Origin of the sequence: Paraburkholderia denitrificans, assembly GCF_042655705.1 — a bacterium.
Classification (GTDB): domain Bacteria; phylum Pseudomonadota; class Gammaproteobacteria; order Burkholderiales; family Burkholderiaceae; genus Paraburkholderia; species Paraburkholderia denitrificans.
In genome coordinates this window covers 68,336-86,544 of the sequence record NZ_JBHSMP010000025.1, presented here as the reverse complement: position 1 = coordinate 86,544, position 18,209 = coordinate 68,336, and the positions used below count along the sequence as shown (strand labels likewise).

The window sequence follows — 18,209 nt, the reverse complement described above, 5'->3', positions numbered from 1 at the left end:
AGACGAAAAGATGAACCAGATCGATGCCAACGCGCAGATCGAATCCGATTGTTTAATCGCGGATGTCAAACATCACCTGCACCCAGTGACGAATCCGCAAACCCTGGAGAAATTGGGACCCATCCTCGCGGGCGACGCAGAGGGAGTCTACGTTCGCCTCAATGGGGAAAAACTCATTGACGGTCTTTCCGGATTGGGGTGCGTGAACGTTGGCTACGGAAACGAGAAGTTGTGTCGAGCGGCGTACACGGAAATGAAACGCCTCTCGTTTTCCCACGGCTTCGTGGGTCAAACCAGCAAGACCGTTGCCCAGCTTTCGGAAAAGCTGGCAAAATTAACGAATTACGATTTCGATAAATTCTTCTTTGCTTCAACAGGCTCCGACGCGAATGAATCGGCGGTCAAACTGGCCTATTACTATTGGCGACTGAAAGGGCAGCCGAAACGTAAGGTGCTGCTGTCACGCGAATACGCCTATCACGGAAATACGGTGCTCGCCACTGCGCTGACCGGAATCGAGCACTATCATTTCCAGTTCGACTTGCCTCTCGCCAACCTTGTCACACGCGTCGAGGCACCGTATGCGTATCGCTGCGGGGTGGGCCTGACGTCGACCGAGTATGTGCGCAAACTCGCTGAGTCGCTCGAAGAAAAAATTCGGGAGATTGGGCCGGAAAATGTCGCCGCGTTCTTCGTGGAGCCGGTTCAGGGCGCGGGCGGCCTGATTATGCCGCCACGGGGTTATCTGCAGGCCGTGCAGGAAATCTGTAACCGCCACGGTGTGTTGCTGATTGCCGACGAGGTTGTTACCGGCTTTGGTAAGACAGGATCGATGTTTGCATACCAGCATTATCAGTTCAAGCCGGACATCATCACCATGGCAAAGGGTATTACGTCTTCGTATTACCCGCTTTCTGCGGTCGGTCTGAGCCAGAAGGTTACGGATGTTCTTTCGACAGCCAACGAAGAGTTCGTGCATGGCTTCACAAACAGCGGTCACCCGGTCGCAGCCGCTGTCGCTTTGGCGAACATCGAGGTTATTGAGGAGAACCGCCTGCTCGATAACGTGAAGAATGCAATCGAACCGGCGTTGAGGCGGGGGATGGAAAAACTCGCGAAACATCCGGCGGTGGGAGAGGCGCGTTCCATAGGCGTCATGGCGGCACTGGATTTTTGTCACGGCAATTCTTTGGCAGAACAGACGGCCTTTTGTGAAAAAGTTGCGCTCGAAGCTTTCGCCAGGGGTCTCGTGACGCGTCCCATGGATCCCGTCCTCGGGCTACTGTTCCCGTTGATTTCCACCGCTGCGGAAATCGACGAGAGTATGACGATCCTCGAAAGTGCGATCAACGCCGCAATGCTGTAATGCGCCTCTACGTGGCTGCTGATTTCCGGCAGCCACGTCAAGGTTTGGTGGCATTGTCAACATATTCGCCAGTCGCGCTGATTCGCAGCGCCGTCTCACCGGCTCACGCATCCGGGTTGGCCGATGCGAATTCTCTGCCCGGTTGTTCAGCCTCTTGTGCCCCCTGTGCTTGACGCTCAGGCTCACTTCGACGTTCGCCGCGGCATAGCTGCGCGATTGCGACGGCTCCGCCCGGTATGTCGCGCACGGCGCCGTGCCGGTCAACGGCCCGCCACAGTCAGTGCTCCCTGCAATTAATCGTTACGACGATTTCATTAAGACGTCCTTGTCGACGCGTGCCAGTGCCGTCCAACGGGCACGCTTCGCGGTCGCTATATCGGATTTGATCGTCCTGCACCGTACCGTTCTGGTTAGCCCCACTATCCCCTGCCTCGATCCCCTGCCATTGGCAGGGGGGAATTTCGATGTATCGCTTGTAAAGTCTTTTCAAACACCCTGAAAGGAGAGACATGAGCAAGCTCATCAACATCGACAATGGGGGCACGTTGACGGATATCTGCGTCATCGACGGTGACCGTATCGTCCATACCAAGACGATCACCACCCCCTACGATCTGTCGAAATGCTTCATCGACGGCCTCAAGAAGGCATCGCAAGAGCTCTTTGGCGAAGAGGATCTTGTCGCGCTTCTGAAGGATACCGCGCATATCCGCTATTCCACGACGCAGGGTACGAATGCGCTAGTAGAGAAGAAGGGGCAGCGGCTCGGCTTGATTACCGATCGCGCTGCCGATATGCAACTCTTCCGGCGTACGCCGAAAGAAGATGAAATGTTTGCGGCGCTGGTCGGGGAGCGCTTTGCGCAGATCGACGCGGATCAGGACGGAAGTGTCGACACCGTGGCTATCGTAGAGACCGTTAACCGCCTGACGGCCGATGGCGCTCAGCGGATCGTCGTGAGTTTTTCCGGTGAAAACTGTGAGGAGCGCGAGGCCAGGTTCGGTCACGAGATCCTGCGTCTGTTCCCACGCCATCTGCTGGGCGCCGTGCCGATTCTCTACGCCAGCTCTCTGTCGAGTGATTTCGACATGGGCCGACGCACGTGGACGGCCTTGAACAACGCGTTCCTGCATCCGGCGATGGAACGCTTCCTGTATCACGCGGAAAACCTGCTGCGCCCGTACCGCATGCGCCAGCCGCTCCTGATCTATCGCAATGACGGGTTCTCCGGCCGGGTTGCCAAGACGACGGCACTGCGCACGTACAGTTCCGGCCCGCGCGGCGGGATGGAAGGCGCGCTGGCCTATGCACAGCACTATGGCTTCAGGAGCCTCGTCTCGTTCGACGTCGGCGGCACCACGACCGACATTGGCCTGATCGAGAACGGCGGTATCAAAAGCCTGGACCGTGGCGATATCGAAGGTGTCGCTTGCTCGTTTCCGCTGTGCGACATCGTCAGCATCGGTGTAGGTGGAGGTTCGATCTTCCGGGCGAAGGAAGGGCGCATCACCGTGGGCCCGGATTCGGTGGGCGGAGCGCCTGGGCCGGCTTGTTTCGGGCTCGGCGGACAGCAGGCGACGATTACCGATGCGTTGCTGCTGATGGGCCTGATCGACCCCGCGACCTATTTCGGCGGAAAGATGAAGCTCGATGCTGCACGCGCCGAAGCTGTGATCGAGGAAAAAATCGCCACGCCCCTCGGCATCGACGTGCCTGCGGCCGTGCATGCCATGTACGAAGCGTGGATCGACGCGATTGCCCGCGGTATCGAAACCTTCACGAAAATCACCCCGGACATGGTGTTGATGGCGTTTGGCGGCGGTGGTCCGATGGCCGCGCTCGCGACGGCGCAGGCCCTGGGTCTGAGCACGGTTCTGGTGCCGCGGCTGGCCGCCGTCTTTAGCGCCAGTGGCATTGGTTTCTCCGACATCGCGCATACGGCGGATGCCCGCTTGCCGGGCGCGGATCCGCAGGCTTGCCAGGGCGTGCTGGATGCACTGCGCGAAAAGGTGTTGCGCGACATGTTCTCAGAGGGGTGCGAGGCCGATGAATGCGTACTCGAGGTCTGGACGGAACAGGGTGAAGTTCGCGCCGCACTGAATCCTGTTCGTCCGGAATGGCCCTCGAACGTCGATGGGGACGTGATGCTGGTTGTCCGGGCCCGTAAATCGCTGCCGCACATGCATCTGCCCGCGGTGGTGGACCTGTCGTCGATTCACCCGAAAGAAGTGGGCGTTCGCCGTCTGCTGGACAAGCGTTCCCGCACGCACGAGAGCTTGCCACTGGTCCGGGTCGAGGATCAGCAGCCGGGCACGCGAGGCGTGGGACCGGCGGTCATGGAAGAAGCATTCTGGACGTGTCCTGTCCTGCCGGGCTGGCGCTACGAATTTACCGCGAACGGAGACATCGTTTTCCGTCGGGAAGCAATCTAGGAGCAGGCAATGAAAGTTCTGATCACCGAATACCTGAGGATCGATCTCGATACCGAGCAGTGGGAATGCCGGCACTGTGGCCGCGTACATGGTCCGGCTCGGGAGAATTACAAGAAGTTCATGCTGATCCACGCCCGCAATCCGCAGGAAGTGCATCGCCCGCTGCTCAACCCTGAGCTGTATCCGGCGTACAACTTCTCGCCGGACCCGAAGGTGTGCGCGATTTACGAGTACTACTGTCCGGACTGCGCGACCATGATCGAAGCCGAGTACACCGTGCCTGGCCACATGCCGCTGCACGACATCGAATACGACATCGATGCGCTGAAGGTGCAATGGTCCACGCGTGAGGAAATTACCGAGGGCGGCACCGGCCCTGACAACAAGCGGCCGGCGAATTGCAGCACGCACGGCCATCACCATGGCCACTCGCACGCCCAGCACGGAGGTCAGGCATGAAGCGTATCGCTGTCGATATTGGCGGGACATTCACCGACTGCTTCGTCTGCTGGGGCGGCAGGTTCATCCAGTCCAAGGCGCTGACCACGCACCAGAATCTGGCGTTGGGTTTCAATGAAGCACTGGATGAGGCCTGCGCGGAGCTGAACGTCGATCGGCGCACCGTGTTGTCGGAAGTGGATTCGGTGCGCTACGCCACGACGCTGGGCACGAATGCGTTGATCGAGCGCAGCGGCCCGCGTGTGGGCCTGCTGATTACGCAGGGTTTCGATTCGACGGTGCCGCTGTCGCGCGGCCGCGGCTATGCCGACGGCCTGCCCTATAGCGAGGCACGCGACCTGACCCGTGCCAGGCGGCCCGAGCCGCTGGTGTCGATTCCCCTGATCCGCCACGTGCGCGAACGGGTGGATTACAAGGGCGACGTGGTGATGCCGCTCGACGAGGAAGCCACGCGCCGCGCGATTCGCGAACTGGTCGACGCGGGTGCGCAGGCCATCGTGGTGGCGCTGGTCAACTCGACCGACAACCCCGCGCACGAGTTGCGTGTGCTGGAGTTGTTCCTGCAGGAATATCCGGCGCAGATGCTGGGGGCGGTGCCGATGATCCTGTCGCACCAGGTGGTGGGGCGCAAGGGCGAGTACGTGCGGGCGACGTCGGCCATCATCGACGCGATGCTGCATTCGACCATGTACTTCGCGATGACCTCGCTGGAGCAGAACCTGCGCGACAACGGCTATTCGAAGCCGATGCTGCTGGTGCACAACTCCGGCGGCATGGCCCAGCTTAACTCGACCGACGCGCTGCAGACCGTGCACTCGGGTCCGGTGGCCGGTATTCACGCAGCAGAAACGCTCGGCCAGCAAGGGTCGGTAGGCAACATCATCTGCGGCGACATGGGCGGCACGTCGTTCGATATCGGCATCGTGGCCGAGGGCGGGCACAAGCACTACGACTTTAATCCGGTGGTCGATCGCTGGCTGGTATCGGTGCCGATGGTGCACCTGGTCACGCTGGGTGCCGGCGGCGGTTCGATCGCCCGCTACGACACCGTGTTCCAGGCGCTCCAGGTCGGTCCGCAATCGGCGGGATCCGATCCGGGTCCGGCTTGCTACGACCGGGGCGGTCTGAAGCCCACGGTGACCGACGCAGATCTGTTGCTGGGCTATCTGGACCCGGCCAATTACGCCAACGGGCGCATCAAGCTCAACGTGCGCCGCACGAAGCAGGCGCTCGAAGAGATCTGCGACACGCTCGATTGCGATGCGATCGAGGCGGCCAGGCGCATCAAGCTGCTGGCCGATGCGTCCATGGCGGCAGGCCTCGTGCGCGAACTGAACCAGCGCGGCTACAAGCCCGATAACTTCGTGTTCCTGGCCTACGGCGGCAATGGTCCGCTGCATGCCTGCGGGATCGCGGCGCAGGGCGGTTTCGACCGCGTGCTGGCGCCCCCGTACAGCTCGGTGTTCTCGGCCAGCGGCGGCGCGGGCCTGAACCAGATGCACATCCACGAGAAGAACACCACGCTGGCCTTCTATCACAAGCTGCTGCAGACGGTGTTCTCGGATTTCCCCACGTTCAACGCGATCGTCGAAGAACTGGAAGACCGTGGCCGCCGCGATCTGCTTCGCCAGGGCGTGCGCGCCGAGGACGTCGAACACCGCCTCGAGCTCGATATGCGCTACGGCATGCAGCGCATGGAGATCGCGCTGGTCGCCCCGAAGTTGCGCATCGAGTCGCAGACCGACGTGCTCGACATGATCCAGATCATGAACGACGAGTTCGCGCGCCGCTTCGGCGCCGACACCGTGTCGCCCGAATCGGGTATCTGGGTGACGGCTGTCCGGGTGGTGTCGTTTGTCCGCAGCGACGCGCTGCGTTTCGACAACATGCTTCCTCCCGCAAGGAAGCTTGCGACACCTGCGCCGGTGACGACCCGTCAGTGCCATTTCCCTGGCCACGATGGTGCGATGGAGACGCCTGTGTACGACGGCGCTGCGCTCGAGCCGGGCGTGGTGATCGAAGGTCCCGCGATCGTGAATCCGGGTGCAACGACCTATCTGGTCGAGCCGGGCTGGCGATTCGAATCGGCCGCGCAGGGCGCGGTGTGGTTCATCAAGAACGCCTGATTAAAGGCAAGGATCTGGAGACAAATTCATGAGCAGCATTCAAGCAAAGAGCGAGCAGGACATCGTCCGCGAGTTCGTGGAGGGCAAGAAGGCCTTCCTCGCGCCGGACCCGGAGATTATGCGTAACCACCACATCGCGCCGCGCAGCGCGTGGGAAGAGGAGGCGCTCGCGCAGGGCATGAACACCGATCTGTATGCGGAGATCCGCACGCAGCTTCAGGCCGCGCTTGACGAAACGTTCGACCTGGCAGAACTCACCGTGGCTTCGCCGGCCGCGCAGTGCGGCGACATGTCCACGGCCATCTTCACCGCGAAGGGCGACATGGCCATCTGCTCGAATCGCGGCGTGGCTGGCTTTTCGGCCTGCCTGCACTATCCGATCCGCTTCATCGCCAAATATTTCGAAAATGACCCGACGGTGGGTGTGCGCGAGGGCGATGCCTTTCTCATCAACGATTGCCGCTACGGTGGCATCCACAGCCCCGACCAGCATCTGTTCATGCCGGTGTTCTCGAACGGCACGCTAATTTCGTGGGTGTGCTGCGCCCTGCATGAAGGCGAGGTCGGCGCCCGCACGCCGGGCGGCATGGGCCCGATGATCGAAAGCAAGTGGGACGAGGGCTTCAAGGGTTCGCCGCTCAAGCTGGTCGAGAACTATCGGATCAAGACCGACGTGCTGACGCTGGTGCAGAACAATTCGCGCGAGCCGTACGTGATGCTGGCCGACATCAAGGCGCGTCTGGCCGCTTGCCGCACGCTGGAAAAGCGCATGAAAGAGGCCGTGGTCCGCCATGGCGAAGCGACCATGGTCGGCTTCCTGCGCGGTTCGATCGAACTGTTGCGCGATGAGGTCAAGCGCCGCCTGCGCGAGTTGCCGGACGGCACGGTCCGCGTGCGCATGTTCATGGACGAGACCACGCGCGAGCCGATGATCGCCAAGATTCCCTTGACGTTCAACAAGAAAGGCGATCGGCTGGTGATCGACATGCGCGGCTGCGGCCCGCAGTTTGCCAACCGCTCGATCAACAGCCTGTTGCAGACGCAACTGATCTCGCTGGCCATCACGCTGTCCCACCATGTCTGGCCGGACCTGCAGGCGGGGCCGGCGCTCGTCGACTGCGTCGATGTCCTGACCGACAAGAACTCGCTGCTCGATTGCGACAACGAAGTGCCTGTGGCGCTGTGCATGATGGCGGCGTTCAAGGCCATCAGCTCCTACGAGCTGGCGTTCTCCAAGTTCTACTACGGCGTGCCCAGGCGTTACGGCAAGGTCAAGGCGGCCTGGTTCAACCAGCCGCAGATGGTGATCTACGGCGGCCTGACGCAGCATTTCGATACCGTCGGCAACGCGTGCGCAGACCTCAACGGCATGGGCGGCGGCGCCAAGTGCGACGAGGACGGCGAGCACAGCCCGAGCCCGAACTTCGGTGCCTACACCGACCTCGGCGAAGCCGAGCACACCGAGCAGAACCTGCCGTACATCAGCGTGATCTCGAAGCGCCTGTGGCCCGATAACCACGGCTTCGGCAAGCATCGCGGCGGCGCCGGCTACCAGATGGGCTTCATGCGCGCCGGCACCATGCCGTTCGGCTTCCAGACCTTCGTGGGCGGGTCGTACTTCCCGTCCACCTCGGGGTTGTTCGGCGGCTATGCGTGCCCGGTGTATTCGGTCTGCACGATCCGCGGCAAGAACCTGCTGGAAGACCTGCGCGACCGTCCGCATCTGTTTAACGCCAATATCGAAGACCTGATGAACAACCGCCCGTTCGAGGGCGCGACGTATACCGCCCAGTCGATGTCGGTGCCGTTCGACCTGTACAAGGAAGGCGAGCTGTTCATGATGAGCCAGGGCGGCGGCGGCGGTTACGGCGACGTGCTGGAGCGCGATCCGGCGCGCGTCGTCAAGGATCTCGAGGAGGGCCTGGTGTCGATGTACACGGCGCGCGAGCTGTATGGCGTGATTTGCGACGAGCAGACCTTCCTGCTGGACCCGGTGGCGACCGAGGCCAGGCGCGCCGCGATCCGTGCGCAGCGCAAGCAGCAGGGCATGAAGTGGGACGACTTCGTGCGAGAGCACGTGCGCCCCGCCCCGCCCGAGGGCGTCCAGTACTTCGGTGTGTGGAACGACGCCCCGGAGGTCTATGCCGGCCCGTACGGCACGGTGGCATCCACCGAGGCCTGCCCGCCGCTCCATATGCCCGACCCGATGATGCTTGAGAACGCACGCCTGAAGGCGCGCATCGCCGAATTCGAAGCGAAGGCCAACGAATAAGAGAAAGCCATGGGAAATACATTGCGGCAAGCCATAGCCGAAGGGCGATCTGTCTGGATCGACGGCTATCAATATTGCGCTGCGCTGTTTGGCACCTCGGTGCCATGGCTCGACCAGGCTGCTTTTTCCGCGTTTCACAGCAAGATGCAGGGCTTGCTGCGCTCGGACGTCGTCGCACTTCCGGTAGAGGAAGTCGCGGCGGCGCTGCTCGTGAGCGAGCCCGGCCTGGCGAAGGAAATGGCGGCCAAGGCGCGCGCCGCGTATCCGTTGCGACGGCTGCTCGAAGACGAGCGTCTGAGAGCCGCCGTCACGAGCCTGCTGGTCGTGCTGCGCGCGGCCAGCGCCTCGTCGCCTCTCGCACTCGTCATTCCGTCTCCGCGACGCTGGTTCGCGCTGACCTACGAGGCGGCGAGAGGCGAGCCGCCCAGCGAGGACATCGCCCGCGATATCGACGAGATCGACGGTGCGTCGGTTTATGTCGCCGACTTCCTGCGGGTCTTTGCCGAGAGCGGCGTCGACATCCTGCTGATTGCGCAGACGCCTGGCGAAGCGCCCGCGGATGTCGAAATGCTGGAGGCCTATCAGTCCGTCTTCAATGCCGCGCGGCACTATCGGTGGGAAATCGGGCTGCTGGATACGGGCGCGACGGTGCCGCCGCAGCGGGGCGAATACCTCGATGCGGTGATCACGCACGCACCGGACGACAGCGGGATGGCCGGCCGCGTGCTCGACGAGGCGTTTTTTGACGGAAGGGCAGAACCGGCACTCGGCACGGGTTGCTTCCACTACGTTGTGGTGCCGCCGCAGGCGCGGCCGGAAGGCGTGCTCGAACGCCTCTCGGAGCTGCGCGCGCACACCGGGAATCCTGCATAGGGAGAAGAGATGATTTCAGAAGGCGAACTGCTGTGGGCGCCCTCCGCGGAGCGGGTCGAGAGCGCGAACATCACGGTTTTTTCCAAATGGCTGCAAAAGAAACGCGGCCTGAATTTCGTCGGTGACTACGAGGCCCTGCGCCAGTGGTCCGTCGCGCACTACGAAGATTTCTGGGCTGACTGCTGGGAGTTTTTCGGCATAGTGTCGGATACGCCCTATGAACGCGTGATCGATCGCCCGGCAATGCCCGGCGCGAAGTGGTTCGAGGGCTCCCGCGTCAACTTCGCGGAGCACATGCTGCATCGTGGTAGCGATGATGACATTGCGTTCGCGCACCTCTCGGAAACGCGTCCGCTCGCGTACATGACGCGAGGCGAGCTGCGCCGCGCCGTGCGCGCGGTGGCGAGCGAGCTGCGCCGCCTCGGCATCGTACCGGGCGACCGCGTGGTGCTGTACATGCCGAACATAGTGGAGACGGCGGTTGCCTTCATGGCGTCGGTCGCCGTGGGCGCGATCTGCTCCAGCGCGCCGCCGGAATTCGGCGTGCAGACGGTGCTGGACCGCTTCTCGCAGATCGCTCCGAAGCTGCTGTTCGCGGCGGATGGCTATTGCTTCGGCGGCAAGCATTTCGACCGCCGTGAAGAAGTCCAGAAGCTCGTCGCGGGCCTGCCGACCCTGGAACACGTGGTCTGGATGCCGTATCTCGACGAGCAGGCGGTGTGTCCGGTGGCTGGCGCGGTGCTGTTGCCGGATATGTTGAAGGCCGCGGATCCGGGGAAGGACGCGTTCGCGTTCGAGCGCGTGGCCTACGATCATCCCTTGTGGATCGTGTATTCCTCCGGCACCACCGGGCTGCCCAAGCCGATCGTGCATTCCCACGTCGGCGCGCTGCTGGAGCTGTCCGTGACGATAGGGTTCCATTGCAACATGGGACCCGGCAAGCGGATGTTCTTCTACACGACGACGGGTTGGGTCATGTGGAATCTCGTGCTGTCCGCGTTGCTCACGGGAGCCTCGTCCGTACTCTTCGATGGTCATCCGGCCGCTCCTGCGCCCGATCGTCTTTGGCAACTCGCGGAGGAAGCCGGGGTGACGATGTTCGGCGCCAGCCCCACCTTCGTTCAGTTGATGGAAAAGGCCGGGATCAAGCCGCGAGCGTCATATAACCTAGAGAAGCTCGAATCCGTCCTGCTCGGCGGTTCGCCCGCGACGCCCGAGACCTTCGCATGGTTCTACCGGGACGTAAAGGAAGATCTCTGGGTCACTTCGCAGAGCGGCGGGACGGATATTGCGAGTGGTTTCGTCGGCGCGTCGCCTACCTTGCCGGTGTACGCCGGTGAGATCCAGTGCCGGATGCTGGCCCGCGACGTCCAGGCATGGAGCGATGACGGAAAGCCCGTTATTAACGAAGTCGGGGAACTGGTTTGCGTCAATCCGATTCCGTCCATGCCGATCGGCTTCTGGAACGATACTGCCGGTGAGCGCTATCGCGAGTCGTACTTCGACTATTTTCCGGGTTATTGGCGCCACGGTGATTTCATCAAGATCAACGAGCGGGGAGGCTGCTACATCTACGGCCGGTCCGACTCGACCTTGAACCGGTATGGCGTGCGGATCGGCACGGCGGAAATCTATCGGACCGTCGAGCGGGTTGAAGGCGTGGCCGACAGTCTGATCGTCTGCTGCGAGCTGCCCGACGGCGGGTTCTTCATGCCGCTGTTCGTCAAGCTCAAAGAGAACGTGCCGTTGGACGCGGCGTTGATTGCGCGCATCAATTCGGCATTGCGCGAGCACTGCTCGCCGCGTCACGTTCCTGATGCGATTCTTGAGGTGGCAGCGGTTCCCTACACGCTGACCGGGAAAAAGATGGAAGTGCCGGTGCGCAAGATTCTGATGGGCTGGTCGCCGGAAAAAGCCGCCAATCGGGATGCGATGGCCAACCCGGCAGCACTGGATTTCTTTATCCGCTTTGCCGCGGAAGGGAAGGATGATCGCTGGCAGGAGGTTCTCAGGAAGGCTCGGGCCGCAGCAGCCTGAAGTTGACGAAGAGGTGGCGGCACGCGCCGCGCGTGTGAGGCTTACCGCAGGCGCGGCGTGTCAATGCACCCGTTGAGTGCGCAACATGGTTGAAGACGCATCGGATTCGGCTAATCCTGTTTGCCTCGACGATACGTTCCCGGCGCGGTGCCGGTCCAGCTCTTGAAAGCACGCTGGAATGCGGCGCTGTCCGTGAATCCGAGCTCCCGCGCCAGCTCTGCGAGCGACACTGAGCTTGTGTTCAATCGAACAATGGCTGTGTCGCGTCGCAGATCATCCTTCAGCAGTTGAAAGGAAGTGCCTTCCTGGGCAAGTTTCCTTTGCAGCGTTGCGACGGAAACGTGCAGCGATTCGGCGGTGGTGGCAAGGTCCGGCCAAACGGGTTGGCAAATATGCAGGTAGCTACGCACGCGCGCGCTGACGACATCGTCCGACCGGCGCGGCAGAATGATGTTGGCCTGTGCGTCGGCGAGGAAATGGCGTAGCGCGGTTTCCTCGCGCCGTACCGGGCGCTGCAGCCACGTAGCATCGAACCAGAATGCTGTCTGTGGCTGTTCGAACGATATATCGGCGGGAAAGGCCTTGCTGTAGTTGCCGGCATAAGGCGGGCGAGCGAAGGGAAAGTCAAAGCGCGTAGCAGGCATGCGTCCGCCCGCGAGCCAGGCAAGCAGGCGCCAGAAAACCCGTAGCAAAAGCGCGTGGAGAAACGTCTGCTCTGCTACCTGCGGGCTGCTGAACCGGAAAACCAGACACGCCGAGTCGGCTTCGCGATGCAATTCAAGGGCGACGTCGTCTTGCAGTAGCCAGAACACATGGGACATTCGCTGGATGGTATTTTCCAGGGTCCGCGCGCCCAGGGCGCTTCTTGTCAGCAGTGCGAAGCTGCCGAGTTTCAGCGGCCTGGAGAAGAAACCTAGACCTTCGTCTCCAAAGCGTTCGATCGCACCGCGGAATACCTGCGCGTACTGTTGCGCTGTGATGCGTGCGCCTGGGTGCTCAAGCAGGGCGAGAGGAATGCCCGCCTCGGCCAACAGGTCGTCATACCCTTTGCCGCGCGCCTTCAGTCCTGAGAGCAGTCCGAGCAAGAATGCGACCGGTATCGTCACAGGGGATTGCGGCGCCAATCGGTGCTACCTCCAATGTTGAGGTTTTCTGCAATGCGATCGATGCAATGCGCAATTGCTGGTTCAAGGAGGTGTTTTTAACATGACCAACACCGCGCAATCAATCCGCACTTCCCAGCAGCGAGGCTCGGCGAGCCCTCCCGCTGCTTCGACCCGGCAGCGTGCCAGGCGGGTAGTGCGGTGCGGATAGATACGAAGCATTAAATGGAGACAAAGTTCATGAATCGCAAGCTCGAAGGCAAGGTCGCCCTTGTCACCGGATCGGGTCGCGGCATTGGCCGCGCCATCGCGCTGAAACTCGCCAGTGAGGGCGCGCGCCTGGTCCTCAATGATCTCGATGCCGTTCCCGCAGAAGAAGTGGCGTCCGAAATTCGCGCGGCAGGCGGTGAGGCCGTGGTCTGTGCCGGCTCGGTCACTGCGCCGGATTTCGCAGAGCGTTTTGTTGGCGCTGCCGTCAGTGAATACAAAGGTCTGGACATCATCGTCAACAACGCCGGCTATACCTGGGACAACGTCATCCAGAAAATGACGGACGAACAGTGGTACGCCGTTCTCGACTGCCACCTGACTGCGCCCTTCCGTATTCTTCGGGCTGCGCAGCCGGTGATCCGGCAGTTGTCGAAGGCTGAAACCGAAGCCGGCAAACGCGTGATGCGCAAGGTGGTCAACATCTCGTCGGTCGCCGGGATTTTTGGCAATGCCGGCCAGACCAACTACTCGACTGCCAAGGCGGGAATCATCGGCATGACCGAGACGCTGGCGAAAGAGTGGGGACGCATGAACGTCACGGTGAACTGCGTGGCTTATGGTCTGATCAAGACGCGTTTGACTGAAGCGACGGCTGACAACAACGCGACAGCCAATATCGAGGGGCGCGAAATCAAGGTTGGGGTGAATCCCGACCTGATGGCCGCGATGGAGCGGGGCATTCCCCTGGGTCGTGCCGGTACGCCGGAAGAGGGTGCCGACGCCGTATACCTGTTTTGCATCCCCGAGTCTGACTATGTGAGCGGACAGACGCTGCTGTGTACCGGCGGCCTGACCGGCATCTAAAGGAGACGTCACCATGATGCCGAAATTGCTCCGCCAGCCGTGGATGGATGAGGACATCGAAGCCTTTCGCGAGCAGGTGCGTCGATATATTGCGGGAGAGTTGTCGCCGCAACTGGATGGCTGGCGCCGCCAGGGTTATATTCCGCGCGAAGTCTGGCGCCCCTTCGGGGAAATGGGCTTTATGCTGCCGGAAATCGACGAAGCCTACGGTGGCGTGGGCACCAATCTCGCGTACCAGCTGGTGGTGCAGGACGAACTGGCCAAGGCCGAAGTGCCCGCCAACACGGCGGTCCACACGATCGCCGCGCATTACATCCTCGATTACGGTACCGAAGCGCAGAAACAGCGCTGGCTGCCCAAGCTGGCCAGCGGCGAGATGCTGGCCGGTATCGCACTGACCGAACCGGGATGCGGCTCCGATCTGCAGGCGCTGCGTACGCGTGCCCGGCGCGAGGGCGATGACTATGTCATCGACGGCGCCAAGACCTTCATCACTAACGGTTTTACTGCCAACTTGCTGGTGGTGGCGGTGCGCACCGGCGAGGCCGGCAGCCGCGGCGTATCGCTGATTGTGCTTGAAACCGAGAACCTGAAGGGTTTCCAGGTTGGGCGACGGCTGGAGAAGCTGGGCCAGCATGCATCCGATACGGCCGAACTTTCGTTTGACGGTGTGCGCGTGCCGGCGGATCACCTGCTCGGCGAGGTCGAGGGCAAGGGCTTTGCGCAGTTGATGAGCCAGCTTCCGTACGAACGCCTGTTACTCGCTGTGCCGGCCGCGGCAGTGATCGAGCGTGCCGTCGAACTGACGCTCGAATACACGCAACAACGCAAGGCATTCGGCCAGTCGATCTACGAATTCCAGAACACCCGCTTCAAGCTGGCGGAATGCGCGACGATGGCCCACGTGGTGCGCTCGTTCGTCAATGACTGTATTCAGCGCCTGCTGGACGGCGAGCTCGACGACACTGCGGCCTATATGGCCAAGTGGTGGTGCACGGAGCAGCAGTGCCGCGTGACCGACGAGTGTCTGCAGCTCTTCGGCGGCTACGGTTACATGGCCGAGTACCCGATCGCCCGCCTGTACGCGGATGCCCGCATTCAGAAAATCTATGGCGGCACCAACGAGATCATGAAAGAACTGATCGCCCGGAAGCTGCCGCAATGAATCCGCCGCTGAAAGAGGTTCGCGTTGTCGAGTTCGAGGGACTCGGTCCGGGTCCGCTGGCGGGCCGCATGCTCGCGGACATGGGCGCGCAGGTGACGGTCATTGCGCGCCCGCAGAAAGGCGCGGTGACCGAACTACTGGGTGGCACCGGCGGCAATCCGCTGCGTTTCGGCAAAACCATCGTCGCGCTCGATCTCAAGCGCGACGAAGACCGGGCCAAGGCGCGAGAACTGCTGGTCAGCGCCGATGCGCTGATCGAAGGCAACCGGCCAGGCGTGATGGAAAAGCTGGGCCTCGGTCCTGCCGAATGCGCCAGGATCAATCCGAAGCTGGTCTACGGCCGCATGACCGGCTGGGGCCAGCAAGGGCCTCTGGCGATGGCGGCCGGGCACGACCTGAATTACGTGGCGCTGACCGGCTTGCTGTCGTTGTCCGCGCACCGAGGCGAGCGGCCAATCGTGCCGCCTACCGTAGTGGGCGATGCCGCCGGTGCATTGGGGCTCGCTTTCGGCATGGTTTGCGCGCTCCTCGACGTGCGCGGCGGTGGCAGCGGGAGGGTGGTGGACGGCGCCATCGTCGATGTGCTGGCGATGCTCGGATCCATCGCGCAATGGGTCCGCCGCAGCGGGCAACTGGATAGCGCCGAGCCGAGCCCGTTCCACGATTCCCCGTTTTACGACGTCTATGCCTGCGCCGATGGCCGCTTCATCACGCTCGGTGCGCTGGAGCCGCAGTTTTACGCGTTGCTGCTGGAAAAGCTCGGTCTGAGCGACGTCGAGCCGTCGGCCCAATACCACGTACGGACCTGGCCCGCGCTGAAGGAGCGATTCGCCGCGCTGTTCGCCAGCCAGCCCCGTGCGTACTGGGACACGCTGCTGGAAGGTAGCGACGTCTGCTATGCGCCGGTGCTTAGTGTTGCCGAGGCAGCCGTGCATCCACACAACGCGGCGCGTGGAATCTACAGCGTCGGGGTCGACGGCGGAATTCATGTCGTCGGAGCACCACGCTTTACGCCGCTGGATTCGGCGTAGCGACTCGTTAGACGCTGATCGCAGGCTGCAAGTTGTTCGGGCAGCGTGAGCTTGATCGAATCCCTGTCAATGGCAGGATTCGGAGAAATTTATAAGGCCGCCCCACGGGAACCCGATTGGCGTGCACACAAACGCCGGGCCTCCCTGGTCACATATTTACTGCTTTTACGTTGGAGCAAATTATGACTCACCATGTCGTTGTTGCCGGTGTCGGAATGATCCCCTTTACGAAGCCGGGGATGAACGAGCCCTATCCGCAAATGGCGGCCAAGGCCACTGCTGCCGCGTTGGCCGACGCGGGCATTCCGTACGACAAAGTGCAGCAGGCCTACATCGGCTATGTGTACGGGGATTCGACTGCGGGTCAACGCGCGCTGTACGAAGTGGGCATGACTGGCATTCCCGTGGTCAACGTCAACAACAACTGTTCGACCGGTTCGACGGCGCTATTCCTGGCGCGCCAGGCGGTGGCCAGCGGTGCGGCCGAATGCGTATTGGCACTTGGATTCGAGCAGATGAAACCGGGCGCACTCGGTGCCTGGTTCGACGACCGCCCGAGCCCGTTCGATCGCTTCGAGCAGGCCACGGACGAAATCGTCGGTAACGCCGAGGTGCCGCTGGCACTGCGCTACTTTGGGGGCGCGGGCCTGGCGCATATGCAGCAGTACGGCACGCAACTGTCTACCTTTGCGAAGATCCGTGCCAAGGCGAGTCGCCACGCGTCCAACAATCCGGTGGCGCTCTTTCGTACGGTAGTCACCGAAGAAGAGGTGCTGGCCGCGCCTGCAGTGTGGCCCGGCGTGATGACCCGCCTGATGGCTTGCCCCCCCACCTGTGGCGCGGCAGCAGCCATTGTCTGTTCGGACGATTTCGCTCGCCGCCATGGCCTGAATCGCACGGTGCGGATCAAGGCCCAGTCCATGACGACCGATCGTCCTGTCACTTTCGAAGCACATGACATGCGTGAAGTGGTGGGCTTCAGTATGGCTCAGGAGGCGGCACGGCAAGTGTACGCGGCTGCCGGAGTTGGTCCCGAAGATCTGGACGTTGTCGAGCTTCACGACTGTTTTGCCCACAACGAGCTAATTACCTATGAAGCGCTCGGATTGTGTGCGGTAGGCGGGGCCGAGAAATTTGTGTGCGATGGCGACAATACCTACGGCGGCAAGGTCGTGACCAACCCGTCGGGCGGTCTGCTCTCCAAGGGACATCCGCTCGGAGCGACTGGACTGGCGCAATGCACGGAACTGGTCCAGCAACTGCGCGGCACTGCGGACAAGCGCCAGGTCGCGAACGCCCGTCTGGCTTTGCAGCACAACCTTGGCCTCGGTGGCGCCTGCGTGGTGACGCTGTACGAGCGCGTTTGAGGAGGTTGTCATGATCGACAGAAAATGGGTCGGGCACGAGTTGCCGCCGTCGGTGCTGCCCATCGAGCGCTCCCGCCTGCAGTTCTTCGCCAGGGCCATCGGCGAGACCGACCCGGTTTATATCGATGACGCAGCCGCCCGGCGTTCCGGTTACCCGGATTTGCCGGCGCCGCCCACCTTCCTGTTTGCGGCCGAACTGGATTCAGGCGCCATCGACCAGCTTCTGGAACAACTCGGGGTGCCTGTTGCGAAGCTGCTGCATGGCGAGCAGGGCTTCACCTATCACGCCGCGGCGTGCGTGGGCGACACCATCACGGTGCGCTCGGTTATCGAGGATATCTACGACAAGAAGAATGGCGCGCTTGAATTCGTCGAGAAGACATCGCGCGCCACCAACCAGCGCGGCGAACTTGTCGCCGAACTGCGCACCGTGTTGGTGTGCCGCAACTGAGAGGTCCTGTGATGACGAATCCCGGTTTTGATACGGTGCGGGTCGGCGATCTGCTTCCGGAACTGGTGCTTGCGCCAGTCGATCGCACGACGCTCGCGCTCTTTGGCGGCGCCTCGGGCGACCATAATCCGATCCATATTGACACTGACTTCGCTCGTCGCGCCGGCATGCCGGATGTGTTTGCGCACGGGATGCTCGGCATGGCGTGGCTTGGCCGCCTGCTGACGAAGTGGGTGCCGCAGGCACGACTGCGCCGCTTTGATGTGCGTTTCCAGGGCATCACGCACCTGGGTAACACGATCGCCTGCCGCGGACGGGTGGCCGAGAAATTCGAGGCCAATGGTGAGCGGCGCGTTCGTCTGGAGATTCATACCGTGAATCAGTTTGGCATCCAGAAGATTGTTGGTGAGGCCGTGGTGGCGCTTTAATTTCATGGTGGCCGCAGATGACCAG

14 protein-coding genes are annotated in these 18,209 nt (G+C 62.1%); 13 read left to right on the top strand and 1 reads right to left on the bottom strand.

Features of this window, described 5'->3' with window-relative positions; genetic code table 11:
* Positions 1–10 precede the first annotated feature (10 nt).
* From ACFPTO_RS19095 to ACFPTO_RS19065, 7 genes are all read left to right on the top strand, one after another.
* Positions 11–1,366: an aminotransferase family protein gene (locus tag ACFPTO_RS19095; protein ID WP_377713721.1), complete on the top strand. Its 1,356-nt coding sequence runs from the start codon at positions 11–13 to the stop codon at positions 1,364–1,366.
* Positions 1,367–1,875: 509 nt separating this feature from the next.
* Positions 1,876–3,798 carry a hydantoinase/oxoprolinase family protein gene (locus ACFPTO_RS19090; protein WP_377713719.1) on the top strand — a complete coding sequence of 641 codons (1,923 nt, stop codon included), beginning with the start codon at positions 1,876–1,878 and terminating at the stop codon, positions 3,796–3,798.
* Between the two features lie 9 nt (positions 3,799–3,807).
* Positions 3,808–4,257 carry an acetone carboxylase subunit gamma gene (locus ACFPTO_RS19085; RefSeq protein WP_377713717.1) on the top strand — a complete coding sequence of 150 codons (450 nt, stop codon included), beginning with the start codon at positions 3,808–3,810 and terminating at the stop codon, positions 4,255–4,257.
* Positions 4,254–6,383 carry a hydantoinase/oxoprolinase family protein gene (locus tag ACFPTO_RS19080; protein ID WP_377713715.1) on the top strand — a complete coding sequence of 710 codons (2,130 nt, stop codon included), beginning with the start codon at positions 4,254–4,256 and terminating at the stop codon, positions 6,381–6,383. The genes ACFPTO_RS19085 and ACFPTO_RS19080 overlap by 4 nt, the downstream gene beginning before the upstream one ends.
* A gap of 28 nt (positions 6,384–6,411) precedes the next feature.
* A complete protein-coding gene (locus ACFPTO_RS19075) occupies positions 6,412–8,655 on the top strand; it encodes a hydantoinase B/oxoprolinase family protein (protein WP_377713713.1) in 2,244 nt (747 codons plus the stop codon).
* 9 nt (positions 8,656–8,664) lie between these two features.
* Positions 8,665–9,528 (top strand): hypothetical protein, encoded by an 864-nt coding sequence (locus ACFPTO_RS19070; RefSeq protein ID WP_377713711.1) that lies wholly within the window; start codon positions 8,665–8,667, stop codon positions 9,526–9,528.
* A 9-nt stretch (positions 9,529–9,537) separates the two neighbouring features.
* The gene (locus ACFPTO_RS19065; RefSeq protein WP_377713709.1) at positions 9,538–11,565 is read left to right on the top strand and encodes an acetoacetate--CoA ligase; all 2,028 of its coding nucleotides are present in this window, start codon (positions 9,538–9,540) and stop codon (positions 11,563–11,565) included.
* A 110-nt stretch (positions 11,566–11,675) separates the two neighbouring features.
* On the opposite strand, the gene ACFPTO_RS19060 is transcribed toward ACFPTO_RS19065, so the two are convergent.
* Positions 11,676–12,671: an AraC family transcriptional regulator gene (locus ACFPTO_RS19060; RefSeq protein WP_377713707.1), complete on the bottom strand. Its 996-nt coding sequence runs from the start codon at positions 12,669–12,671 to the stop codon at positions 11,676–11,678.
* Positions 12,672–12,908: 237 nt separating this feature from the next.
* Here ACFPTO_RS19060 and ACFPTO_RS19055 point away from each other — a divergent pair, with 237 nt between their 5' ends.
* The 6 genes from ACFPTO_RS19055 (at position 12,909) to ACFPTO_RS19030 (ending at position 18,184) form a co-directional block, all read left to right on the top strand.
* Positions 12,909–13,742: an SDR family NAD(P)-dependent oxidoreductase gene (locus tag ACFPTO_RS19055; protein WP_377713705.1), complete on the top strand. Its 834-nt coding sequence runs from the start codon at positions 12,909–12,911 to the stop codon at positions 13,740–13,742.
* A 13-nt stretch (positions 13,743–13,755) separates the two neighbouring features.
* Positions 13,756–14,907, top strand: coding sequence for an acyl-CoA dehydrogenase family protein (locus ACFPTO_RS19050; protein WP_377713703.1), 1,152 nt, complete (start codon positions 13,756–13,758; stop codon positions 14,905–14,907).
* Positions 14,904–15,938, top strand: coding sequence for a CaiB/BaiF CoA transferase family protein (locus tag ACFPTO_RS19045; protein ID WP_377713701.1), 1,035 nt, complete (start codon positions 14,904–14,906; stop codon positions 15,936–15,938). Before ACFPTO_RS19050 ends, ACFPTO_RS19045 begins: the two co-directional genes overlap by 4 nt.
* 182 nt (positions 15,939–16,120) lie before the next feature.
* A complete protein-coding gene (locus ACFPTO_RS19040; RefSeq protein ID WP_377713699.1) occupies positions 16,121–17,305 on the top strand; it encodes a lipid-transfer protein in 1,185 nt (394 codons plus the stop codon).
* A gap of 10 nt (positions 17,306–17,315) precedes the next feature.
* On the top strand, positions 17,316–17,756 hold the full coding sequence (locus ACFPTO_RS19035) for a MaoC family dehydratase N-terminal domain-containing protein (RefSeq protein ID WP_377713697.1): 441 nt from the start codon (positions 17,316–17,318) through the stop codon (positions 17,754–17,756).
* 11 nt (positions 17,757–17,767) lie between these two features.
* Positions 17,768–18,184 carry a MaoC family dehydratase gene (locus ACFPTO_RS19030; RefSeq protein ID WP_377713765.1) on the top strand — a complete coding sequence of 139 codons (417 nt, stop codon included), beginning with the start codon at positions 17,768–17,770 and terminating at the stop codon, positions 18,182–18,184.
* Positions 18,185–18,209: the final 25 nt, after the last annotated feature.